The sequence below is a fragment of the Bacillus kexueae genome (assembly GCF_022809095.1).
Lineage (GTDB): Bacteria > Bacillota > Bacilli > Bacillales > Aeribacillaceae > Bacillus_BZ > Bacillus_BZ kexueae.
Window position 1 is genome coordinate 1 of sequence record NZ_JALAZE010000002.1, and the last position, 23,966, is coordinate 23,966.

The following is a 23,966-nucleotide window of genomic DNA, read 5'->3' on the forward strand; positions in this document are numbered from 1 at the left end:
TGAGTAAGATCCCTGAAAGATGATCAGGTTGATAGGTCCGAGGTGGAAGTGTGGTGACACATGGAGCTGACGGATACTAATCGATCGAGGACTTAACCTATTCAATCAGTTGATTGATTTCAGTGAACACGTTATCTAGTTTTGAAAGAACAAAAAAGTTCTTGACATAATAAAGCGAACAAGTATAATAATTCTTGTTGCTTAAATAAGTGTCTGGTGGCGATAGCGAAGAGGTCACACCCGTTCCCATACCGAACACGGAAGTTAAGCTCTTCAGCGCCGATGGTAGTTGGGTTTTCCCTGTGAGAGTAGGACGCTGCCAGGCAATACATAATTAAAGCACGATAGTGCTAGGGAGGATTAGCTCAGCTGGGAGAGCACTTGCCTTACAAGCAAGGGGTCGGCGGTTCGATCCCGTCATCCTCCACCATCATGCCGGTGTAGCTCAATTGGTAGAGCAACTGACTTGTAATCAGTAGGTTGGGGGTTCAAGTCCTCTCGCCGGCACCATCTTAGAATCGAGCCATTAGCTCAGTTGGTAGAGCATCTGACTTTTAATCAGAGGGTCGGAGGTTCGAGTCCTCCATGGCTCACCATTTACCTCTTTTTTATTAACCCTGCGGGTGTGGCGGAATTGGCAGACGCGCTAGACTTAGGATCTAGTGCCGTATGGCGTGGGGGTTCAAGTCCCTCCACCCGCACCATTTAAATATGCGGAAGTAGTTCAGTGGTAGAACACCACCTTGCCAAGGTGGGGGTCGCGGGTTCGAATCCCGTCTTCCGCTCCATAATGTTTGCCGGGGTGGTGGAATTGGCAGACACACAGGACTTAAAATCCTGCGGTAGGTGACTACCGTGCCGGTTCGAGTCCGGCCCTCGGCACCATTTAGCGCCCGTAGCTCAATTGGATAGAGCGTTTGACTACGGATCAAAAGGTTAGGGGTTCGAATCCTCTCGGGCGCGCCATTACGGGAAGTAGCTCAGCTTGGTAGAGCACATGGTTTGGGACCATGGGGTCGCAGGTTCAAATCCTGTCTTCCCGACCAGTATTCAATATATGGGGCCTTAGCTCAGCTGGGAGAGCGCCTGCTTTGCACGCAGGAGGTCAGCGGTTCGATCCCGCTAGGCTCCACCATTTAAAATACCAGTAATTTGATATTTGTGGCGGCGTAGCTCAGCTGGCTAGAGCGTACGGTTCATACCCGTGAGGTCGGGGGTTCGATCCCCTCCGCCGCCACCAGTTCGGACCTTTAGCTCAGCTGGTTAGAGCAGACGGCTCATAACCGTCCGGTCGCAGGTTCGAGTCCTGCAAGGTCCACCATTTGATATATTGGAGGAATACCCAAGTCTGGCTGAAGGGATCGGTCTTGAAAACCGACAGGGGTGTCAAAGCCCGCGGGGGTTCGAATCCCTCTTCCTCCGCCATACTATTGCCGCGGGGTGGAGCACGAACGAATATGCTTCACTGAATAATCTTCAGCGTACCACTCGAGCAACTACTTGAGATTCATTCTGAGAGTGGGACGGTCAAAAGAGCTAACTATAAGCATAATAATACATTGAGATTTATTTTTATCATCGCGGGGTGGAGCAGTCTGGTAGCTCGTCGGGCTCATAACCCGAAGGTCGCAGGTTCAAATCCTGTCCCCGCAACCAAAATAATATACAAGGTCCCGTGGTGTAGCGGTTAACATGCCTGCCTGTCACGCAGGAGATCGCGGGTTCGATTCCCGTCGGGACCGCCATTTAGTTTAATAAGGCTCGGTAGCTCAGTCGGTAGAGCACGTTCGAGTAAGCTTCGAAGAGGTGCATCAGCGCACCAAGCGAGCTGCTACTTGAATAAGCTTACTGAGATTGGGGCGAAGGGTGTAAAGTAGATTTTATATAAGTTAATAGTAAAGATTTTGGCTCGGTAGCTCAGTCGGTAGAGCAAAGGACTGAAAATCCTTGTGTCGGCGGTTCGATTCCGTCCCGAGCCACCATTACGGCGGCTGTGGCGAAGTGGTTAACGCACCAGATTGTGGCTCTGGCATTCGTGGGTTCGATTCCCATCAGTCGCCCCATTTAAGATAAGCGGGTGTAGTTTAGTGGTAAAACCTCAGCCTTCCAAGCTGATGTCGTGGGTTCGATTCCCATCACCCGCTCCATAGGGGCCTGTAGCTCAGCTGGTTAGAGCGCACGCCTGATAAGCGTGAGGTCGGTGGTTCAAGTCCACTCAGGCCCATATTGTTCCGCAGTAGCTCAGTGGTAGAGCATTCGGCTGTTAACCGAACGGTCGCAGGTTCGAATCCTGCCTGCGGAGCCATTTGGAGAAGTACTCAAGTGGCTGAAGAGGCGCCCCTGCTAAGGGTGTAGGTCGCGTAAGCGGCGCGAGGGTTCAAATCCCTCCTTCTCCGCCATTAAGAGTTTTGAATATGACGTTTGTGGCCCGTTGGTCAAGTGGTTAAGACACCGCCCTTTCACGGCGGTAACACGGGTTCGAATCCCGTACGGGTCATCCAGAAAAGCACTGTTTTCAAACAGTGCTTTTTTTTATTTCTGTTACAGAAAGTTTAAGTTCAATAAAGTGTTAAAGTATTCTCTTTACCGTTTTTTTGGTGTCTAGCTCCAAGCGCCATCAGCTCGGGTCGCTTGGGCTCTGCTGTGGCGACGGAAGCCTCCTCGCAGGTCCTCCAGCGCCCTTCGCCTAAGGATTTGCGCTTTGCGCTTTTCTTACATTGGGCTTTTAGTTATAAGATTTAGGATATTGGTAGAACGAGTAAAGAGTAAGTATATTGCTCAAAAATACTCGAATCCCTCTTAAATTTTGCTATTTATTTTTCAAAAAAATTCGACAAGATGTCGAATTTAATGTTTTGTTGATATAGTTTCTGCTTAATCTTGATCGTTCAAATCTTCATTTCTCTTTCTTCCTGGATTATCTAAATCTATATCAGAAGTGATACCTATACTTGGACCTCTAAACATATCAAAGGCCAAAATCTTATCATCTGGCGCATCAAAGTAAGGCACCTTTTCACTGTTTTCTGGTATCGATTTCTTCTTTTTCATTTTTTATTCCTCCTGCCGGTAAGTTATTATTTTTGCTTGGATAAAATATTATCATGCACTTTTTCCACTATTCATTTGTATCATTTATCAAATTCATTCGACATATACATTCTAGTATATGTTATTTTTCAATAGCGAAATTCAATCAGGTCAGGGTTTTTGTAGGAATGTGTCAAAAAACGGAACCGTTTACATAAAAGGGATTTCGGCATTTTTTTTGAAATAAGTTAATAGTAAAAATAAGAGGGGTAAGGAGTGAACTCCATGAGTATAGCAATCCCAACAGACTTTGAAATTCATCTTTTTCACGAGGGGAATTTATTTAAAAGCCATGAATTATTCGGGGCTCATTCGAAAAAGGTGAATGGTGTAGAAGGCATTCAGTTTTGCGTATGGGCTCCTCATGCTACGTCTGTTCGAGTTGTAGGTGATTTTAATAACTGGGATGGGTCAAACCATGAAATGCAAAAACTGAATGATCAAGGTGTTTGGATATTATTTACTCCTGATGTTAAGGAGGGAGATATATATAAATACGAAATAGTTACAAGAACAGGGGACATTCGATTAAAAGCAGACCCGTATGCATTTTATTCTGAAGTTCGTCCAAATACAGCATCTATCGTATATGATCTTTCAGGATATAACTGGGATGATAAAAAATGGAAACAAAAGAAAAAAAGAAGAACGGTCTATGAAAAGCCGTTGTTTATTTATGAACTTCATTTAGGAACGTGGAAGAAGAAAGAAGACGGGAGTTTGTTTTCATATCGTGAAATGGCGGAAGAAATCATTCCATATGTGCTTGAACACGGTTTTACACATATTGAACTTCTTCCGGTTATTGAACATCCTTACGATCGTTCTTGGGGGTATCAAGGAACAGGGTATTTCTCAGCAACGAGTCGTTATGGCACACCACATGATTTGATGTATTTTATCAATCAATGTCATCAAAATGATATAGGCGTCATCCTCGATTGGGTACCTGGGCATTTTTGTAAGGACGCTCACGGACTATATATGTTTGACGGGGAGCCTACATATGAATATTTGCACGAACAAGATCGTGAAAATCAAGTATGGGGTACGGCTAATTTTGATTTAGGAAAGCCAGAAGTTCAAAGTTTTCTAATTTCAAACGCTCTATTTTGGATTGAGCATTTTCATATAGATGGATTTCGAGTTGATGCCGTTGCAAACATGCTATATTGGCCAAATCGTGATGAACTACAGCCAAATGAACTAGCACTTTCATTTTTACGCAAGTTGAATGAAGCCGTCTTTAACGCAGATCCTTCTATATTAATGATTGCTGAAGATTCCACCGATTGGCCAATGGTAACGGGTCCAACATATGACGGTGGGCTAGGCTTTAATTATAAATGGAATATGGGCTGGATGAATGACATCTTGGAATATATGGAGGCAGACCCGATTCATCGAAAGTATTTGCATGAAAAGGTTACTTTTTCGTTGATTTATGCTTTTTCAGAGAACTTCATACTTCCGTTTTCACATGATGAAGTTGTTCACGGTAAAAAGTCACTATTAAATAAGATGCCGGGAGATTATTGGCAAAAGTTTGCTCAACTACGCTTACTCTATGGATATTTGGTGACACACCCAGGGAAAAAATTGTTGTTTATGGGCGGAGAGTTTGGTCAATATGATGAATGGAAGGACCTAGAGCAATTAGATTGGATACTAGATGGATATGAAATGCATGACAAAATGCGTGATTACTTCAAAGAACTAGTAGCGATCTATAAAAAGTCACGTCCACTTTTTGAAATTGATCATCACTATGATGGATTCGAGTGGATTGATGCAGATAATCGAGATCAAAGTATTTTCTCATTTATTCGAAAAGGCAAAAAACCAAATGAATTTGTTGTTGTCGTTTGTAATTTTACACCAGTCGTTTATCACGATTACAAGATTGGAGTACCGGTAGATACGAGATACGTTGAAATTTTAAATAGTGATGACGAGGCGTTTGGCGGCTCGGGTCAGGTAAATAAAAAATCAATACAAGCAATGGAAGGAAGTTATCATGGGAGACCGTACCATATTGAAATGACGATACCACCTTTTGGTATTTCAATTTTACGAGCGGTTAAAAAGAGGGGAGAGAAACAAAAAAATGGTAAGAAAACAGTGCGTAGCAATGCTTCTCGCAGGGGGAAAAGGATCAAGGCTTAGTTCATTAACAAAAAATTTAGCAAAACCGGCAGTTCCATACGGGGGGAAGTATAGAATTATCGACTTTACTTTAAGTAATTGCACAAATTCAGGTATAGATACTGTGGGTGTGTTAACTCAATATCAGCCTTTAGTATTAAATTCATACATTGGTATTGGAAGTGCATGGGATTTAGATAGAAAAAATGGAGGGGTTACGGTATTACCACCATATTCCGAGTCTTCCGAAGTGAGATGGTACAAGGGAACAGCTAGTGCAATCTATGAAAATTTAAATTACTTGAAACAATATGAGCCAGAGTATGTATTAATCCTATCAGGGGATCACATTTATAAAATGGATTATTCCAAAATGCTAGATTATCATATCGAAAAGGAAGCTGACGTATCCATTTCAGTGATCGAGGTGCCGTGGGAAGAAGCTAGTCGTTTCGGCATTATGAATACGAATGAAAAAATGGAAATAGTCGAATTTGACGAAAAGCCAGCTGTACCTAAGAACAACTTAGCCTCAATGGGAATCTATATCTTTAAATGGTCTATTTTAAAAGAGTTTTTAGAAATGGATGCTCGCAATCAATATTCAAGCCATGATTTTGGGAAAGACATTATCCCACTTCTAATAGAAGAGAATAAAAAATTAGTCGCTTATCCATTCCAAGGGTATTGGAAGGATGTGGGCACGGTGAAAAGTTTGTGGGAAGCAAATATGGATTTACTTAAGGAGAATCCGAAGTTAGATTTGTTCGACTATGATTGGCGCATATATTCTGTTAACCCAAATCATCCACCACAATATATTCATGAGAGCGCAGATGTCGTTGAATCGCTTGTCACCGAAGGATGTGTTGTATATGGGAATGTTGATCATTCCGTGCTTTTCCAAGGTGTTACAGTTGGTCCGAATTCAACGATTAAAAATTCAGTTGTAATGCCAGATGCAACTATTGGTAAAAACGTTGTAATAGAGAACGCAATTGTTCCAACTGGTCTTCATATTCCGGATGGAATGATTATTCGTCCTGATAAAAACTTAGAAGAAATCATTCTTGTAACAGAAGAATTGGTAGAGGAAACGGTTACTTCCGCAAATAAATAAAATTTGAATAAGGAAGGTCAGTCGTTTTGTTGTTAGAAGAAGTTTAGTAAGATAGTGTCCTAAAAAATTAGGAATTCCTAATTTTTTAGGCACATTCATAAGGATGATTGAATTTGAAAGGATGGGAATAAATTGAACAGGAGCATGCTAGGAATTATAGATGCAACGACGTATAAAGAGGAGATTAAAGATATTACTTTAGGTAGGTCAATGGCAGCTATTCCGTTTGCGGGTAGATATCGTCTAATTGATTTTGTACTTTCTAACATGGTGAATTCAGGAATTGAAAGTGTAGCTATTTTCCCGAAATACCAGTATCGTTCTTTAATGGACCATTTAGGATCAGGGAAACAGTGGGATTTAAATAGAAAGCGAGATGGGTTATTTTTCTTTCCTTCTCCACATTTGCATGATGAATATGATGAATTTGGGTCGTTTCGACAGTTTTCAGACCATATAGATTATTTTCTAAGAAGTCGTCAAAAATATGCTGTCATCACGAACAGCTATACAGTAGCAAATATTGATTTTCAAAAAGTACTGGATTATCACATTGAAATGAATTGTGATATTACAGAAGTGTGTCAAAGTGGAAAGTCGCTGCAAATCTATGTATTGAAAACGGAATTGTTAATGGACTTAATGAATAATTCTACTAATTCTTCCCTTCGAACATTACATGATGTTGTTAATGCTCCGGAACAATTTACAATTTGTCAATATGAACATAAAGAATATGCAGCGGTTATTGATTCAATAGAAAAATATTTTAAACATAGTCTAGAAATGCTCAAGCCTGAGATTTTTAATGCGTTGTTTTTAAAGGAACGCCCAATTTTGACAAAGGTAAAGGATGAACCACCTACTCGATACGGCAAAAATTCAAAAGTGAATCGAGCGTTTATTGCGAACGGCTGTATTATTGAAGGGCATGTTGAAAATAGCATTATTTTCAGAGGTGTCCATATTGGAAAAGGAACTGTCGTGAAAAATAGTATAATCATGCAAAAAACGCAAGTTGGAGAAGGATGTAGAATTGAAAATGCAATTTTAGATAAAGATGCAAAGATTGGTTCAAACATTCAGTTGCTAGGGGAAGCAAATTATCCAAATGTCATCCATAAAGGAACTGTACAAGGAGCGTTGATGAATTCGTGAAAGTATTATTTGCAGTCTCAGAATGTGTACCATTTGTGAAAACAGGTGGATTAGCAGACGTTGCGGGAGCTCTACCAAAGGAATTAAAGCGTTTGGGAACGGATGTCCGTGTCATGATGCCGAAGTATGGATTAATTCCGCAAAGAATTCGCGAGAAGATGGTCAAAATTGCGGAATGTACTATTCAACTTGGGTGGAGAAGTCAGTATTGTGGAATTGAAACTTATGAATTAGACGATGTCACTTTTTATTTTATTGATAACGAATATTATTTTAAAAGAGATACTCTCTACGGGCATTATGATGATGGAGAGCGCTTTTCGTTCTTTAGTCGTGCGGTATTAGAATCATTGAAGGTTATCGATTTTCAACCAGATATTGTCCATTCCCATGATTGGCACGCTGGAATGGTGAACTATTTACTTAAACAAGAGTATGCAAACGATCCGTTTTACGCTCAAATGAAGACCGTTTTTACTATTCATAATTTACAATTTCAAGGAATCTTTCCGCGAAGTGTTATGCATGATTTACTAGATTTAGGCGATCAGCATTTTGCTATTGAACGATTGGAGTTTTACGGAAATATTAGCTTTATGAAGGGCGGTATCGTGTCTTCAGATAAAATTACGACTGTTAGTCCAACGTATAAAGAGGAAATTCAGACTCCTTATTTCGGTGAAAAGCTGGATGGACTATTACGATTCCGCTCAGATGCCTTAGTCGGTATATTAAATGGAATTGACGATGATGTATATAATCCGGGGAAAGATGAAGCGATTCAAAAGGAGTATAATGAGACGTCCATTCATCTTAAGGTTCATAATAAGCTGGCGCTTCAAGAAAAATTCGGTCTTCCGCTTTCGGATGAAACGCCATTAATTGCAATGGTTACAAGGCTAACGAAGCAAAAAGGACTAGATCTTGTTAAGCGTGTCTTACATGAAGTACTGGACAAAGATGTACAATTTATTGTGTTAGGAACCGGAGAAGAAGAATTTGAAAATTACTTCCGTCATATGGAATGGCGCTATCCTAACAAATGTAAAGCCTACATTGGCTTTGACGAGGGATTAGCTCATCAAATATATGCAGGAGCTGATATGTTTCTAATGCCTTCGAAATTTGAGCCGTGTGGATTAGGACAGTTAATTGCTCTTCGATATGGGGCTCTCCCAATTGTACGAGAAACAGGAGGACTCAATGATACTGTCCATTCATATCGCGAAGATACTGGAGAAGGGAACGGATTTACGTTTAAAAACTTTAATGCTCACGATATGTTGCATACAATCTATCGAGCTATCTATTATTATCAACAACCTTCAGTTTGGCATAAACTTGTTCAGCGTGCCATGAGTCAAGACTATAGTTGGGCACAGTCTGCCTTTAAATACAATCAGCTTTATGCTGATTTAATGTCTAGGAGTGGAAAAAGTCATGTTCTCTAACGAACAGGTTTTTAAAGAAGCGTTTATTCGACGATTAGAAATGGCTTGTGGAAAAGATGTAGGTGAAACAACAGCACGGGAGCAATATTACACGTTAGGGAATATGGTTCGCGAGTATATCTCACAAAAGTGGATTCATACAAATGAGCATTACCGTGCCCATGATGAAAAGCAAGTATATTATTTCTCCATTGAATTTTTGTTAGGAAAGTTATTAGGACAAAATTTGTTGAATTTAGGAATTAGAGAATGTGTAGAAAAAGGACTATCTCAATTAGGAATTTCACTCGAAACGCTTGAACAAGTGGAAGAGGATGCTGGATTAGGTAATGGCGGCTTAGGAAGACTAGCCGCCTGCTTCTTAGACTCGCTTGCCTCATTAAATCTCCCTGGTCACGGCATGGGAATCCGGTACAAACACGGATTGTTTGAACAGAAGATTGTTGATGGTTATCAAGTAGAACTTCCTGAACAATGGTTAAAACACGGAAATGTGTGGGAAGTACGTAAGGCGAATGAAGCGGTTGAAGTAAGCTTTTGGGGCAAAGTCGAAGTTTCCAAACTAGATAAACAATTAACATTTCGACATGTAGATGCAGAGAAAATTCTAGCTGTTCCTTATGACGTTCCTATACCTGGATTTCATACAGATACAATTAATACATTGAGACTTTGGAATGCAGAACCAATTCCTAATTACATTCATTCCGATATCCTCACATATAAGCGTGATACTGAAGCTGTATCAGAATTTTTATATCCAGATGACACACACGATGAAGGAAAAATATTGCGCTTAAAACAGCAATATTTTCTTGTGTCTGCTGGACTACAGAGCATAATAGCATCCTATCGTAAAGAACATCGTAACCTTAAAAAGTTTCATGAACATGTTGCTATTCATATCAATGATACACATCCTGTATTAGCCATCCCTGAATTAATGAGAATTCTCCTTGATGTGGAAGGAATGAGTTGGGAAGAAGCTTGGGAGATCACAACGAAAACGATTTCATATACGAACCATACTACGCTTGCAGAGGCGTTAGAGAAATGGCCAATACGAATTTTCAAACCTTTATTACCTCGGATTTATATGATTGTTGAGGAAATTAATGAACGTTTTTGTCGTAAGCTATGGGAACGATTCCCTGGCGATTGGCAAAGAATCGAGCATATGGCCATAATTGCACACGATGTTGTGAAAATGGCACATTTAGCAATCGTTGGTAGTCATAGTATTAATGGTGTAGCGAAAATTCACTCTGAAATATTGAAAATTCGTGAGATGAAATCGTTTTATGGCGTATTCCCTGAACGATTTAATAATAAAACGAATGGCATTACACATAGACGGTGGTTGCTTAAGTCAAATCCACAGTTAACCTCACTCATTTCAGATGTTATTGGACAAGAGTGGATACATCATCCAGAAAAACTAATAGAACTAAAACGACACGCTTACGATCCTATTGTCAAAGATCGTTTTAGAAAAGTGAAAGATGATCGCAAACGTTTATTAGCAGATTTAATCTATAAACAAAATGGCTTAAAGATTGATTGTGAAGCGATATTTGATGTTCAAGTAAAACGATTGCATGCTTATAAGCGACAATTATTAAATGTACTGCACATCATGCATCTGTATAATCGATTGAAAGAAGATTCAACGTTCACTATTCATCCTCGCACCTTTATTTTTGGAGCGAAAGCATCACCCGGCTATTATTATGCAAAGAAAATCATAAAGTTAATAAATTCACTCGCCGATAAAGTAAACAATGACCCATATGTTTCGAAAATGATTAAGGTTGTTTTCCTCGAAAATTATCGCGTGTCATTAGCGGAAATGATTTTCCCTGCTGCAGATGTGAGTGAACAAATTTCAACTGCTAGTAAGGAGGCCTCTGGTACAGGAAACATGAAGTTCATGATGAATGGGGCTTTAACAATCGGAACGCTTGATGGTGCGAATATTGAAATGAAAGAAGCGGTTGGGGATGAAAACATTTTTATTTTTGGTTTAAAAGCAGAAGAAGTGCTGAACTATTATGAACATGGTGGATACCGTTCGACAGATTACTATCATCATAACGAAGAGTTGCGTAAAGTAATTGATCAATTAGTCAACGGTTTCTTCCCAGATACAGCGGGAGAGTTTGAACCTATTTATGATTCACTTCTAGCTCATAATGATCAGTATTTTGTTTTGAGAGACTTTGAATCATATCGTCAAGCCCAAGGTAATGTGCAAGATGCTTATTTAAAACAATCTGAGTGGTTAGAAAAAGCATTAGTAAATATCGCTCATTCTGGTTACTTTTCTAGTGACCGTACCATTCGAGAATACGCAAAAGAAATATGGGATATTTCTCCAATTGGTGTGAAACCATAAAGATACAAAAAGGTGTGCCATCATTAGGCACACCTTTTACGTATTACTTCCCTTTTTTCTCGAAACGTATGGCTCCTTTTCATTTGCGGGTAAATCACCAAAAGGGGTCATCGTTTCATTATCATCTAGCAACTGCTCGTATCGTTTATGCTCATTAGTTAGATAAACTTGTACATTTTTCCCTTCAATATCTGTCCCAACGAAGTTTTCGTACTCTTCTACATATCCAATCGGTTCATCCGCTTCATTATACGTTTCACTGTATGAGTCAGATGGAGAAATGAAGTCTTGAGGTGTTTCAGAAGTACCATATCGTGCGACTTCTTGATAAAAATCTTCTCCATCCATTGCTTCAACATCTTGATCATCGAAGTTAAACTGGTTCAAAGTCGGATGCAATACTTCTTCCTCAACAGGCCGACTGTGTGTAACAATTTTTTTGGGCGAATGATTTTGACAAGTATAAGCTGTAGGAAGAGCTTCTAATCGTTCTAAATTTATTTCCTTCCCGCAAACGGAACATGTACCGTACGTTCCATTGTCAATTCGGTCGAGAGCGGCATTTATTTCTGCATACTCAAATTCTAAGTGTTCGTTCAACGCTATATCTTTTTCACGCTCAAATAATTCGGTCCCTTCATCAGCAGGGTGATTATCATAACTGGATAATTCCCCTACCGTTTCATGAGGATGACCATTTTCCAATCCGAAATGTTCATTTTGTTTAAATCGTCTTTCAATATCTTCTTTCATTTGCAGTAGTTCATGCTGGAAGGTTGAAAGGGTTGCTTTGTCCATAGGCTAATGCTCCTTCCTAAATATTAAGTTCATTCTACTGCTATTATGAACATTGAAGATAAAATCATGTCGGGAAATTAAAGGGATTTTAAAGGTTAATCAAACCAACAGCATCTAGGAATACGATAATAATTCCTAATGGAATTACATATTTGACTAGGAAAAACCAAATGTTAAAAAACGACTTTTTCGCTTTTGACCCAGTAAAAAGTTCTTCTTGTAACGCTTCTTTTGGAAAGCGGAAGGCTACAAATAGTGCAATTAATAATCCCCCAAGCGGGATGAAAATATTGCTTGTTACATAATCAGCTAAATCGAAAAATGTACGGTTTAACAACAGTGTATCACTTAAAGTACTAAACGATAAACAAGAAGGAACTCCGACGATAAAGATGATAATGCCAAAAATCCAGCTTGTCCGTTGTCGTTTCTGTACATCTCCCTTTGTCCGAATTGAAACGATCATTTCAAGTAAAGACAAAGCGGAAGAAAAGGCTGCGAACAAAAATAAAATTAAGAATAATAAAAACAACATTGTTCCACCAAACATGTTTTGAAAAACTGCAGGAAGGACTGAAAAGATTAGCGTAGGGCCTGCTGTTGGCTCTAAGCCGAAGGTAAATACGCCTGGAAATATAGCTAGACCAGCTAATAATGCAATTAAAACATTCAAAGAAACGACAGAAAAAGCAGACTTTGGTAAACTTTGCTGTTTCGAGACATATGAGCTGTAAGTTACCATAATGGACATTCCGATACTTAATGAAAAGAATGCTTGTCCTAATGCGAATAATATGGCGTCAGTCGAAAGCTTCGAGAAGTCTGGATAGAAAATAAATCGGACGCCTTCCATTGCATTTTCTAAAAATAAAGACCGGACGACAATAAACATAAACAAAATAAATAATGCAGGCATCATCCAGCGACTTACTTTTTCGATACCACCTTGTATACCGCGTGCAACGACAACAATCGTCATTAACATAAACAAGGCTTGGGCAAATAAAGTGGCAAACGGATTTGAGATCACGTTGACGAAAAAAGTATTATATTGCTCGAAGGAAAGGCTAGATAAATTTCCTAAAAGTGTATGGAAAATATAGAGAATAATCCAACCGCCAATAACGCTATAGTAAGATAAGATGATAAAACATGTAATAAAGCCAAGTTTCCCAATCCAGTGACTATTCGTATAGGGAGAAATCATTTTATAGGCAGAAACTGCATCGGTTCCAGCCCGTCTACCAATTACAAATTCGGCTAACAAAAGGGGGTACCCTAAGACAATCATAAAAAATAAAAATAATAATAAGAACGCTCCCCCTCCACTAGTTCCAGCTACATAAGGGAACTTCCAAATGGCTCCAAGCCCAATGGCTGACCCGGCTGCAGCAAAAATAAAGCCAATCTTTGAGCCGAATTGCTCTTGGTTAGAATGACCCATAGTTGGTTCAACACCTTTCTTTAAAAAAATGAATAAAACCGATTATACAACTGACATGAATAATAGACAACGATTATTTTACTAAAATCATTTTTAGGGGGTAAATGAAAAGGAGTGCAAGCATAACCGATAAGTCGGTTTGTTGCACTCCTTATTTCAAATAAATAAAAATTGAAGAAATAACCCAACAGATAGTAAAAGACCAAATTGTGTATTTGTTTCTGCAGTTGCTTTCATGGCAGGCATCATCTCAATTGGTTTCGATTTTCCAATAAATTGTTTTACAGCTGAGTAAGCCTTTGGTACGCTAAAAAGAACTAGTAAACTCCACCACGTTGAATAGCCGCTGAAAATCATCCAAAATACGAAAGCATAGGATAAAGTAAACATAATTGCAAGAATATAAATCGCTTTTTTTCTTCCAACTATAATGGCCAATGTTTTACGACCATTTTTCTCATCCCCGTCTAAGTCGCGAATATTATTTGCAAGTAAAATCGCACCGATTGTAATGGCAATCGGTAAGGAATGCCAGATGACAGAAGCAGTAATCGTTTTTGTTTGAATAAAGAAGGAAATCCCAACGATTACAACCCCCATAAAAAATCCTGACATCACTTCTCCAAATGGGGTGTATGCAACTGGGATAGGACCACCAGTGTAAAAATAACCAGCTAGCATACAAACAATTCCAATAACAGCTATCCACCAACTAGATAAAAGGCAAATATATACCCCTAATAAAGTTGCAAATCCAAAGAAAATAAAACCTAAATTTAAGACGATCTTTGGTTGAACGCCACTTCGAACGATAGCACCACCAATCCCTACTGATTCAGCAGTATCTAGTCCTCGTTTATAATCAAAATATTCATTAAACATGTTGGTTGCAGCTTGTATTAAAATAGATGCAAGTAACATAGCTCCGAATAGACCAGCATGGAATGAGCCTTCAAGTACGGCTAACAATGTACCAACTGTTACTGGTACAAAGGCGGCAGTTAATGTGTGCGGTCTTAAAAGCATCCACCAAACACGAAAGCTTTTGTCGGGTTTCATTTCGTTTGCTTTTGCTTCAGGATGCATTCGCATTCTCTCCTTAATTTGATAAAGGGTTTTATTCCAAACTTAAGTCTAGATAAATGCTCTAGAAGTGTCAATGTTTTTCCGTTGTTAAACTTCACGAAACTTACCAACATTTATAGGTATTCCCTCGAAATGAACACGTTTACATTTAGGGGAACACATCACTTTTACCGCAAGAAGTAAAAGGTATATAATAAGGATAGAATAAGGTTTCCCCATGTATTGACATACATTGGGGACGGGTGTATCTTAGTATAAGCTATTTTTCGGTTTTGGAGGGATAGACTGTGATTACAGTTCAAAGACGGTTTTCCTTATTGGAAGAGATAAAAAAGACACAAGAAATGGCGAAAAAGCATCAACATCCTATGCTTTTTAGTTATGCTGTACAAATTGAGCAAAAAGACCCCCTCCAGTTATTTGCACTCATTGATCAATTAAAGCCTGATTGGGAACATTTCTTTTGGACAACACCAGACCGTGATTTTCTATTATGTGGATTTGGTGTTGAAATGTCCATCGAAAACCAGTATAGGGATGAAAGTCGATATTATACGGTTGAAGCAATTTGGAACGAATGGAAAGCATATACGTATAAAACCGGGATAAATCAATACGGTACAGGTCCTCTGCTTTTTGGGGGATTTTCGTTCGACCCGAAAAAAATGAAAAAGACAGAAAAGTGGGATGACTTTACTAGTGCAAAATTTCATTTACCACAAGTATTAATTACAAAAGATGAAAACAAATGGTTTATTACCTTAAATAAAGTTGTTTCAGAGCAAGAACAACCACTTCTATATGAGGAACAATTGGAATTATGGTTGAAGATTATTAATGAGGATAGTCACCTTTTCAAGCAACAGGCCAAAGTTAAGGAAACGATGGTTTTCCATGAAAAAGAATGGATACAAGCTGTCGAAAAGGCAACATCTGCGATCAAAAGAGGCTCATTCGAGAAAGTAGTTTTGGCTAGAGATGTTCTCGTATCGTTCGATTCACCTTTGTCAATCGGATCGATTCTTTATCGCCTTGAAGAAAATCAAAAGAGTAGCTTTTTATTTTCTTTTCAAGTCGGTGACAAAAGCTTTATTGGTGCAACACCAGAACGATTAATTAAAAAGAACAGAGAAAAGGTCCATTCAGCTTGCGTAGCAGGATCAATTCGTAGAGGAGCAACCATGAAGGAAGATGAAAGCCTTGGAGCAGCTCTTTTAGCTGACGAAAAAAATCTTCATGAACATGAGGTAGTTGTTCGAATGATTACAAATGCTTTTGAAGAATGCTGTTCATCTCTAAAAAAGGAGAATCGACCTAATCTGCTGAAAACGAAAAATATTCAGCACTTGTTTACACCTATTGAAGGATTTGTTCGCGATGGGTATTCCATTATGGATTTCGTTGAGAAACTTCATCCAACCCCTGCGCTTGGAGGGTATCCTAAAAAAGAATCGCTACGGTTTATTCGAGAAGAAGAGCCAATGGATAGAGGGTGGTATGCATCCCCAATTGGTTGGTTTGATAATGAAGATAACGGAGAGTTTGTCGTTGCGATTCGGTCAGGATTAATTCATCAACAAGCTGCTCATCTATTCGCTGGGTGTGGGATTGTTGAACATTCAAACCCGAATGAAGAATGGGAAGAAACAGAAGTGAAGTTAGGGCCAATGATGGATGCATTAGGGGGATTACACAATGAAGAATAAAGAATTAACTCAATACGTTTACACCTTTGTTCAGCAATTAATAGCATCAGGTGTAGAAGAGGTTGTCATTAGCCCAGGTTCACGGTCAACCCCTCTTGCCTTAGCCATTGCTGAACACCCCCTTTTGAATGCGTATATAAACATTGACGAACGTTCTGCAGGATTTTTCGCTTTAGGTATGGCGAAGCGAAAGCAAAAACCAGTTGCGCTACTTTGTACGTCCGGAACTGCAGCTGCCAACTATTACCCAGCAGTTATTGAAGCACATTATGCACGTGTACCATTAATAATATTAACAGCGGATCGTCCACATGAGCTTAGGGATGTGGGAGCACCACAAGCCATCAACCAAATCGAATTATACGGAAAGTATGTGAAATGGTTTACGGATGCTCCAATTCCAGAAGATAGACCAAAAATCTTACATTACATAAAAAGAGTTGTTCAAAGAAGCGTAATTGAAGCAATGAAATTTCCGAAAGGACCGGTTCATGTAAACCTTCCATTACGAGCACCATTAGTTCCAGACATGGAATGGTTAGAGGAAAATTTCACGAGTGAGGTAGGTTATTCCGTACATAATTATGTACCGTCACAGTCTGTTCTAAATGAGGAAACGTTCCGTCAACTCGCAAACTATATTGGTTCGATTAATAAAGGTCTTATTATTTGTGGGGAGATGCATGATATTCAATTCAGTCATTCAATTGTAACGTTTGCTGAAAAAATAGGTTTTCCTATTTTAGCAGATCCATTATCGCAATTACGTTATGGGAATCATTCTAAAGATGTTATCATTGAAAATTATGACACCATTTTAAAAGGAATTGAAATGGATGAGGCATTGCAACCACAGTTAATTATTCGTTTCGGAGCCATGCCAGTATCAAAACCATTGTGGTTGTATTTGCAAGAACAATCACAAATTGTGCAATGGGTCGTTGACCATGGAGGAGGATGGAGGGATCCTTCGTTAGCTGCTGATGAACATTTTATTTGTAGTGAATCTGCCTTTTGTGAAAAAATGAGTGAAATGGTTGAGATTAATACAGATAAAACTTTCCTAAGAACTTGGCAGCAAGTGAACGATATTGTGAAGCGCAATATTGAATCGATTCCTTCCTCTCAACAAAATGGGCTGTTTGAAGGAAGAGTCTACGTGGAATTGCAAAAAATGCTTCCTGAGAAATGCAATCTTGTCATTGGGAATAGTATGCCGATTCGAGATGTCGATACTTATTTTCAATCGAATAATAAACATTGGCGATTATTTTCAAATCGTGGAGCAAATGGAATCGATGGAGTTGTGTCCACGGCTTTAGGGATATGTGCCTCCAGTTCAGATCCTACATTTTTAATCATTGGAGACTTATCCTTCTATCATGATTTAAATGGTTTACTCGCTGGAAAAATGTATGACTTATCTTTAACTATCTTATTAATTAATAATAACGGCGGGGGAATTTTCTCGTTTTTACCACAATCGAGTGAAGAAAAGCACTTTGAAACCTTGTTTGGTACTCCGACAGATATTGATTTTGAATATGCTTCAAAGATGTACGGGTTTGAATATCGAAAAGTAGAGGACACAAACCAACTACATAAATACTTGCAAGAACCATCAAGTGGCATTCGTATTATAGAAATTGTCACCAATCGTCATGGGCGTGTCGAGATTCAGCGGAATTTCACACAATTTGTTTCCCAGGAAATACGAAAAGAGTTGAATCGATGAAAAAAGTTATCAGAGATGCAACATATTATATAGAAAGAAAAGGGAGCGGAGAGCCACTCGTATTGTTACATGGTTTTACTGGGGATCATACAACATGGAAAGCGGTAGAGGACTCGTTACTTAATTATGAACTAATCTTAATTGATATTTTAGGGCATGGACAAACTTCTTCTCCCGCCAATTATGAGCGTTACAGGATGGAAGAAGTCGTGGAAGATTTGCGAGTCCTCTTAGAAGAATTAGCATTGGGAGCTGTTCATTTGTTAGGATATTCCATGGGCGGAAGGTTAGCCCTTTCGTTTGCAATGACTTACCCACATAAAGTAAAATCGTTAATCCTTGAAAGTAGTTCGCCAGGATTACGAACAGAAGAAGAGCGCGAGCTTCGAAGAAAATCGGATGAAAGATTAGCGAACGAGATTTTAGAAAATGGTATTGAGTCGTTTGTAGATAAGTGGAAAGATATACCTTTATTCCAATCTCAAAAATCTCTTTCAGCCGAAATCAGAAATCAAATCCGAAAACAACGTCTACAAAACAACCCGATAGGACTAGCAAATAGCCTCCGGGGGATGGGAACTGGATTTCAGCCAAATTATTGGAAACGTCTCGATGAGTTAATATGTCCAGTTTACATTATTTGTGGAGAAAAGGATGAAAAGTTTTGCCGAATAGGAAAACAAATGTCCGAACACTTAGTTCATGCAACATTTACAATTGTTCCGAAAGTAGGACATGCAGTTCATGTGGAAGATTCGCGATTTTTTGGTAAAATAGTAAATGAGTTTATTCATTTTGTAACAAATAACGACAGAAAGCGCTTACAATAAGGAGGATTATTATGGCCGTTGAATGGGTAAAAGAAAGAGAATATGAAGAAATTATTTATGAAACGTACAACGGAATTGCAAAGATTACAATTAACCGTCCGCATGTACATAATGCATTCACACCAAGAACTGTTGCTGAAATGATCGACGCTTTTGCGTATGCACGAGATGATGATCGAATCGGAGTGATTGTACTAACTGGTGCAGGAGAAAAAGCGTTTTGTTCTGGTGGAGACCAAAAGGTTCGAGGTCACGGTGGATACGTTGGAGATGATAAGATTCCACGCTTAAACGTATTAGACTTACAACGCCTCATCCGTGTTATTCCAAAACCTGTTATTGCAATGGTAAATGGCTATGCAATTGGTGGAGGACATGTTTTACATGTTGTGTGTGATTTGTCTATTGCATCTGAGAACGCGATTTTTGGGCAAACAGGTCCGAAAGTGGGTAGCTTTGATGCTGGATACGGTGCTGGCTACTTAGCGCGTATTATTGGTCACAAGCGTGCGCGTGAAATTTGGTACTTATGCCGTCAATACTCAGCTCAAGAAGCGTATGAAATGGGGCTCGTAAATAAAGTCGTACCGCTAGAACAATTAGAAGAAGAAACAATTCAGTGGTGTAATGAAATCTTAGAGAAAAGTCCAACTGCAATTCGTTTCTTAAAAGCTTCATTCAACGCAGATACTGACGGATTAGCTGGTTTACAGCAGTTTGCGGGAGATGCGACACTTCTTTATTACACAACTGATGAAGCAAAAGAAGGTCGTGATGCATTTAAGGAAAAACGTAACCCAGACTTCAAACAATTCCCACGCTTCCCGTAATGATTCAAACAGCTTGATGGTTTCCATCGAGCTGTTTTCATTATGTGAACAATTATATATAAGGAGAAGATTTAAATGACCTCAATCCCCAATTGGCTAAAAAAGCGCGCTCACTTAACGCCTGATCGAATTGCATTAACTGTTAATGAGGAAAATATCACTTTTTCAATGTTAGAAAGATTGGTATCAAAACGTGCTCGACAATTGGCTACTTTAGGTGTTCAACGACATGATTATGTTGGAATTTTAATGAAGAATAGTATTGAAATGGTCATCACAATTCATGCTATTCATTATATAGGTGCAGTTGCAGTCTTCTTCAATAACCGCTTAACTGAAAGAGAAATAACCTGGCAAACTAATGACGCTAGCGTGAAATTTACCATTTATGATGAACATACCGCTCATTTGTCTCATAATCTTATCGCAGTTTCCATCAAAGAGATTCAAACACTAGAAGAAAGCGACGTTGAGATCATGTCAGAATATCATTTAAACGAAGTGGCAACAGTTATGTATACTTCAGGCACGACTGGAAATCCAAAAGGTGTGCTCCAAACATATGGAAACCATTGGTGGAGTGCGATTGGCTCGGTATTAAATATTGGATTGCAAGAAAAAGATACGTGGCTTTGTGCTGTACCACTTTTCCATATAAGTGGTTTGTCCATTCTAATGAGAAGTATCATTTACGGAATACGCGTCATTCTTCATCCTTCTTTTCATCCGGAAAAAGCGAATGAGGCTATTATAAACGAAGGTGTATCCATCGTATCTGTTGTAAGCACGATGCTTCAGCAGATGATTGATGGGCTTGGAGGTAAAAACTACCCGAGTACGTTTCGCTGTATGCTGTTAGGGGGAGGACCAGCCCCTTTATCTCTGCTTCAAAAATGCCAAAAGAAAGAGATTGATGTATTCCAAACATATGGAATGACAGAAACAGCTTCACAAGTAGTCACTTTAGCACCTGAATACAGCGTGTCCAAGTTAGGCTCTGCAGGTAAACCGTTATATCCGGTTGAAATGAGAATTTTAAAAGATGGGAAAGCATGTAATCCATTTGAAGAGGGAGAAATAGTTATTAAGGGTCCGAATGTAACAATAGGTTATTTGAATCGTCCAGATGCGACAGGTGAGGCCATTCGAGATGGATGGTTTTACACAGGAGATATTGGCTATGTTGATGAAGAAGGGTTTCTATATGTATTAGACCGTCGCAAAGATTTGATTGTTTCAGGAGGAGAGAATGTATACCCAGCTGAAGTGGAGGCAATTTTAGTTTCTCATGAGTATGTGGAAGATGCGGGAGTCATCGGACGAAAAGATGCGAAGTGGGGACAAGTGCCTGTGGCTTTTGTCGTTACTTCTAAACAGATTTCCGAATTAGAATTAATCGCTTTCTGTCAAAAGCAACTAGCAAAGTATAAAATTCCAAAAGAAATACGATTCGTGAAAAATCTTCCTCGAAACGCCTCCAAAAAATTGCTGCGAAGAAAATTACAAGAGTGGTTGGATGACGAATGATCAAAGTAAAAGAAGTGAAGATTTATCATATAGGGATGAGGTTGAAAGCTCCTTTCCAAACGAGCTTAGGTACGGTAGAAGAAAGAGAAAGCTTAATAATAGAAGTCATTGATCAAGACGGTGTCAGCGGTTGGGGAGAAGTAGTAGCCTTTTCAACACCTTGGTATACCGAAGAGACCATTAAGACGGCTTATCATATACTAAAAGCTTTCTTAATTCCGGTCATATTGAAAAAAGAAATTGTACACCCAAGGCATGTACACTCTATGTTTAATCATGTAAAGCGTAACCAAATGGCGAAGGCAGGAATTGAACTAGCAATTTGGGACCTTTTTTCCAAGAAAGAACACCGTTCACTATCTCGTATTCTCGGAGGCACTCGTTCCAAAATTGAAGCAGGTGTTGTGATTAGTATCGCCTCCATACCCAACATGTTGGCTGAGATTGAAAAACGTTTGGCTGAAGGCTATAAGCGATTTAAGGTGAAAATTAACCCGGCAATCGATTACGAATTGATCAAAGAAATTCGTGTTCATTTTCCTGAATTACCTTTAATGGCTGATGCAAATTCTGCTTACACATTAAAAGATTTAAGTAAGCTACAGCGATTAGATGATTTTCAATTGATGATGATTGAGCAACCTCTGCGTGCGGACGATATTGTCGAACACCGCTTACTACAAGAGAATTTGCAAACGCCGATTTGTTTAGATGAGAGTATAGCTTCATTCCATGATGCATTTAGCGCAATTCAATTAAAAAGCTGTCAAATCATTAATATTAAAGCAGGGCGAATTGGAGGCTTATGGGAAGCGAAAAAAGTTCATGATCTTTGTCAACAACATGATATTCAAATATGGTGTGGAGGTATGCTAGAGACTGGAATCTCTCGTGCTCACAATATTGCGTTAGCTTCTTTGCCTCATTTTACAATTCCGGGGGATATTTCATCATCAAGTCGTTACTGGGAAGAAGATATAATCGTCCCACTTGTAGAAGTGAAAGATGGGACTGTCAATGTACCGACGGGGGCAGGGATCGGATTTGAAGTCAATCGAAGAAGACTACGAAGTGTGGCAAAGCATATTGAGAGCGTAACATGTTGAAAATTATATTTTGACAGGGAAGTACATTCAGAAATTTAAAATATCTTAAGTAAAACTATTGTTTTTAGTGATTTACAACGTTGTAAAATTCGATTTTGTTGATTTGTATCAAAAAGAACCATCGATTATGCTAATAACTGAAAGGCAAGTAAGGGGTAAAAGACGCTTCCCCTTCCGGTATAGACTAGTGTAAATAGCACTAGTCTTTTTTTGTTGTTACAGAAAGTTTAAATTCAATAAAGTGTTAAAGTATTCTCTTTACAGTTTTTTGTGTCTAGCTCAAAGTGCCATCATCTCGGGTCGCTTCGGCCCTACTGTGGCGACGGAAGCCTCATCGCAGGTCCTCCAGCGTCCTTCGCCTAAGGACTTGCGCTTTTCTTAGTTCTGCCTTATTTACATGAAGGCTTTGCTGGAACCGCCTAATTCCTAGGTGCATAAGATAATTCGGAATGTCGAAACATTACTGTTGACATGAAAGTTTGTTTGAGGTTATATTTGTTGTGCGAGGGAAACTTTTTGTCCCAAGATAAATAATTGGATTGATTAGTTTTTTTTACCATCATTTTTTCCTTTATGCAAAAAATGTGGTTTTAGGAAAGGGAGGATACTTAAATGAAAAAATGGATTTTAACGACAATATCTTGTTTAATGTTAATTGCATTATCAGCATGTAGTGGGGATTCAGCTAATAATGCAGATGATGGCAAGATTAAAGTGACTACAACGATTGCACAAATTGCAGATATCGCTGAAAATGTTGGTATGGACCTTGTTGAAACAGAATCTTTAATGGGACCTGGAATCGATCCTCATTTATACAAAGCTTCCCAAGGAGATATTAAAAAATTGCAGGATGCTGATATTATTTTTTACAATGGACTTCATCTTGAAGGTAAAATGGGAGAAGTATTAGAAAAGATGGCTGAAGACCGCCCAACGGTTGCCATTACACGTGATATAAGTGAAGATCAATTAATCGCAGACCCTGAAAATCCAAACATGCACGATCCACACGTTTGGTTTGATGTGGATCTATGGAAAATTGCTGTAGATACAGTAACGGAAGAATTATCTCAATTGTCACCAGAACATAAGGATGAATTCATGAAAAACGCAGAAAGCTACAAGAAGCAATTAGATGATTTATATAATGAATCGGTACAAAAAATAGAGCAAATTAACGAAAACAGCCGTGTTTTAGTAACAGCTCATGATGCTTTTGCCTATTTTGGACGTTCATTTGGTTTTGAAGTAATGGGGTTACAAGGTTTAAGTACAGATTCTGAGTATGGCTTGCGCGATGTTCAAAATTTAATTGATGTGCTAGTTGAACGAGATATTAAAGCGGTATTTATTGAAAGTAGTATTTCTGAAAAGTCGATTAATGCTGTTGTAGAAGGTGCAAAAGAACGTGAGCATGAAGTGAAAATTGGAGGAGAATTATTCTCTGACGCGATGGGAGAAGAAGGAACAGAGGAAGGTACGTACATTGGAATGTATAAGCACAATATTGAAACGATTGTCTCGGCTTTAAAATAGGAGGTT

16 protein-coding genes, 21 tRNA genes and 2 rRNA genes are annotated in these 23,966 nt (G+C 39.0%); 35 read left to right on the forward strand and 4 right to left on the reverse strand.

Annotation, left to right across the window (positions count from 1 at the left end; genetic code table 11):
* From ML543_RS04245 to ML543_RS04355, 23 genes are all read left to right on the forward strand, one after another.
* Positions 1-100: ribosomal RNA gene (locus tag ML543_RS04245) — 23S ribosomal RNA — on the forward strand; the annotation flags it as partial.
* Between the two features lie 112 nt (positions 101-212).
* Positions 213-325, forward strand: a 5S ribosomal RNA gene (rrf, locus tag ML543_RS04250).
* A gap of 29 nt (positions 326-354) precedes the next feature.
* Positions 355-430 (forward strand) — tRNA-Val (locus ML543_RS04255).
* A 4-nt stretch (positions 431-434) separates the two neighbouring features.
* Positions 435-510: transfer RNA gene (locus ML543_RS04260), tRNA-Thr, on the forward strand.
* 10 nt (positions 511-520) lie between these two features.
* Positions 521-596, forward strand: a tRNA-Lys gene (locus ML543_RS04265).
* 23 nt (positions 597-619) lie between these two features.
* A tRNA-Leu gene (locus ML543_RS04270) sits at positions 620-704 on the forward strand.
* Between the two features lie 9 nt (positions 705-713).
* Positions 714-788, forward strand: a tRNA-Gly gene (locus ML543_RS04275).
* Between the two features lie 8 nt (positions 789-796).
* Positions 797-885, forward strand: a tRNA-Leu gene (locus ML543_RS04280).
* A gap of 4 nt (positions 886-889) precedes the next feature.
* Positions 890-966: transfer RNA gene (locus ML543_RS04285), tRNA-Arg, on the forward strand.
* Between the two features lie 3 nt (positions 967-969).
* Positions 970-1,046 (forward strand) — tRNA-Pro (locus ML543_RS04290).
* 13 nt (positions 1,047-1,059) lie between these two features.
* Positions 1,060-1,135 (forward strand) — tRNA-Ala (locus ML543_RS04295).
* Positions 1,136-1,163: 28 nt separating this feature from the next.
* Positions 1,164-1,240: transfer RNA gene (locus ML543_RS04300), tRNA-Met, on the forward strand.
* Between the two features lie 4 nt (positions 1,241-1,244).
* Positions 1,245-1,321, forward strand: a tRNA-Ile gene (locus ML543_RS04305).
* A gap of 11 nt (positions 1,322-1,332) precedes the next feature.
* Positions 1,333-1,425 (forward strand) — tRNA-Ser (locus ML543_RS04310).
* Positions 1,426-1,579: 154 nt separating this feature from the next.
* A tRNA-Met gene (locus tag ML543_RS04315) sits at positions 1,580-1,656 on the forward strand.
* Positions 1,657-1,669: 13 nt separating this feature from the next.
* Positions 1,670-1,745, forward strand: a tRNA-Asp gene (locus ML543_RS04320).
* 161 nt (positions 1,746-1,906) lie between these two features.
* Positions 1,907-1,982 (forward strand) — tRNA-Phe (locus tag ML543_RS04325).
* A 5-nt stretch (positions 1,983-1,987) separates the two neighbouring features.
* Positions 1,988-2,063 (forward strand) — tRNA-His (locus ML543_RS04330).
* A gap of 10 nt (positions 2,064-2,073) precedes the next feature.
* Positions 2,074-2,147: transfer RNA gene (locus tag ML543_RS04335), tRNA-Gly, on the forward strand.
* A gap of 3 nt (positions 2,148-2,150) precedes the next feature.
* Positions 2,151-2,224: transfer RNA gene (locus ML543_RS04340), tRNA-Ile, on the forward strand.
* 6 nt (positions 2,225-2,230) lie between these two features.
* Positions 2,231-2,305: transfer RNA gene (locus tag ML543_RS04345), tRNA-Asn, on the forward strand.
* A gap of 3 nt (positions 2,306-2,308) precedes the next feature.
* A tRNA-Ser gene (locus ML543_RS04350) sits at positions 2,309-2,399 on the forward strand.
* 26 nt (positions 2,400-2,425) lie between these two features.
* A tRNA-Glu gene (locus tag ML543_RS04355) sits at positions 2,426-2,497 on the forward strand.
* 377 nt (positions 2,498-2,874) lie between these two features.
* On the opposite strand, the gene ML543_RS04360 is transcribed toward ML543_RS04355, so the two are convergent.
* Positions 2,875-3,051 carry a hypothetical protein gene (locus ML543_RS04360; protein WP_243385943.1) on the reverse strand — a complete coding sequence of 59 codons (177 nt, stop codon included), beginning with the start codon at positions 3,049-3,051 and terminating at the stop codon, positions 2,875-2,877.
* 264 nt (positions 3,052-3,315) lie between these two features.
* On the opposite strand from ML543_RS04360, the gene glgB reads away from it, so the two are divergent.
* The 5 genes from glgB to ML543_RS04385 all read left to right on the forward strand — a co-directional run bounded on the left by glgB (position 3,316) and on the right by ML543_RS04385 (position 11,359).
* Positions 3,316-5,256 carry a 1,4-alpha-glucan branching enzyme gene (glgB, locus tag ML543_RS04365; protein ID WP_243385944.1) on the forward strand — a complete coding sequence of 647 codons (1,941 nt, stop codon included), beginning with the start codon at positions 3,316-3,318 and terminating at the stop codon, positions 5,254-5,256.
* Positions 5,198-6,355 carry a glucose-1-phosphate adenylyltransferase gene (locus ML543_RS04370; RefSeq protein WP_243385945.1) on the forward strand — a complete coding sequence of 386 codons (1,158 nt, stop codon included), beginning with the start codon at positions 5,198-5,200 and terminating at the stop codon, positions 6,353-6,355. Before glgB ends, ML543_RS04370 begins: the two co-directional genes overlap by 59 nt.
* 144 nt (positions 6,356-6,499) lie before the next feature.
* Positions 6,500-7,513, forward strand: coding sequence for a GlgC family sugar phosphate nucleotidyltransferase (locus ML543_RS04375; RefSeq protein ID WP_279326576.1), 1,014 nt, complete (start codon positions 6,500-6,502; stop codon positions 7,511-7,513).
* Positions 7,510-8,964 (forward strand): glycogen synthase GlgA, encoded by a 1,455-nt coding sequence (gene glgA, locus ML543_RS04380; protein ID WP_243385947.1) that lies wholly within the window; start codon positions 7,510-7,512, stop codon positions 8,962-8,964. The genes ML543_RS04375 and glgA overlap by 4 nt, the downstream gene beginning before the upstream one ends.
* Positions 8,954-11,359, forward strand: coding sequence for a glycogen/starch/alpha-glucan phosphorylase (locus ML543_RS04385; protein WP_243385948.1), 2,406 nt, complete (start codon positions 8,954-8,956; stop codon positions 11,357-11,359). Before glgA ends, ML543_RS04385 begins: the two co-directional genes overlap by 11 nt.
* A gap of 36 nt (positions 11,360-11,395) precedes the next feature.
* Here the strand turns inward: ML543_RS04385 and ML543_RS04390 are convergent, their stop codons facing one another.
* The 3 genes from ML543_RS04390 to ML543_RS04400 all read right to left on the reverse strand — a co-directional run bounded on the left by ML543_RS04390 (position 11,396) and on the right by ML543_RS04400 (position 14,687).
* Positions 11,396-12,157 carry a TraR/DksA C4-type zinc finger protein gene (locus tag ML543_RS04390; RefSeq protein WP_243385949.1) on the reverse strand — a complete coding sequence of 254 codons (762 nt, stop codon included), beginning with the start codon at positions 12,155-12,157 and terminating at the stop codon, positions 11,396-11,398.
* An 88-nt stretch (positions 12,158-12,245) separates the two neighbouring features.
* The gene (locus tag ML543_RS04395) at positions 12,246-13,601 is read right to left on the reverse strand and encodes a sodium-dependent transporter (RefSeq protein ID WP_243385950.1); all 1,356 of its coding nucleotides are present in this window, start codon (positions 13,599-13,601) and stop codon (positions 12,246-12,248) included.
* A gap of 156 nt (positions 13,602-13,757) precedes the next feature.
* Complete coding sequence (locus ML543_RS04400; RefSeq protein WP_243385951.1) at positions 13,758-14,687, reverse strand: 1,4-dihydroxy-2-naphthoate polyprenyltransferase; 930 nt, start codon at positions 14,685-14,687, stop codon at positions 13,758-13,760.
* Positions 14,688-14,974: 287 nt separating this feature from the next.
* Here ML543_RS04400 and ML543_RS04405 point away from each other — a divergent pair, with 287 nt between their 5' ends.
* The 7 genes from ML543_RS04405 (at position 14,975) to ML543_RS04435 (ending at position 23,960) form a co-directional block, all read left to right on the forward strand.
* Entirely contained in the window at positions 14,975-16,393 is a 1,419-nt protein-coding gene (locus ML543_RS04405) for an isochorismate synthase (protein ID WP_243385952.1), read from the forward strand.
* The gene (menD, locus tag ML543_RS04410) at positions 16,383-18,128 is read left to right on the forward strand and encodes a 2-succinyl-5-enolpyruvyl-6-hydroxy-3-cyclohexene-1-carboxylic-acid synthase (protein ID WP_243385953.1); all 1,746 of its coding nucleotides are present in this window, start codon (positions 16,383-16,385) and stop codon (positions 18,126-18,128) included. The genes ML543_RS04405 and menD overlap by 11 nt, the downstream gene beginning before the upstream one ends.
* Complete coding sequence (menH, locus tag ML543_RS04415; protein ID WP_243385954.1) at positions 18,125-18,958, forward strand: 2-succinyl-6-hydroxy-2,4-cyclohexadiene-1-carboxylate synthase; 834 nt, start codon at positions 18,125-18,127, stop codon at positions 18,956-18,958. Before menD ends, menH begins: the two co-directional genes overlap by 4 nt.
* Before the next feature lie 11 nt (positions 18,959-18,969).
* Positions 18,970-19,788 (forward strand): 1,4-dihydroxy-2-naphthoyl-CoA synthase, encoded by an 819-nt coding sequence (gene menB, locus ML543_RS04420; protein WP_243385955.1) that lies wholly within the window; start codon positions 18,970-18,972, stop codon positions 19,786-19,788.
* A gap of 75 nt (positions 19,789-19,863) precedes the next feature.
* Positions 19,864-21,315, forward strand: a complete 1,452-nt coding sequence (locus ML543_RS04425) for an o-succinylbenzoate--CoA ligase (protein WP_243385956.1) — start codon at positions 19,864-19,866, stop codon at positions 21,313-21,315.
* A complete protein-coding gene (gene menC / locus ML543_RS04430; protein WP_243385957.1) occupies positions 21,312-22,421 on the forward strand; it encodes an o-succinylbenzoate synthase in 1,110 nt (369 codons plus the stop codon). Before ML543_RS04425 ends, menC begins: the two co-directional genes overlap by 4 nt.
* Positions 22,422-23,033: 612 nt before the next feature.
* Complete coding sequence (locus ML543_RS04435) at positions 23,034-23,960, forward strand: metal ABC transporter solute-binding protein, Zn/Mn family (protein ID WP_243385958.1); 927 nt, start codon at positions 23,034-23,036, stop codon at positions 23,958-23,960.
* The last annotated feature ends 6 nt before the right edge of the window (positions 23,961-23,966 follow it).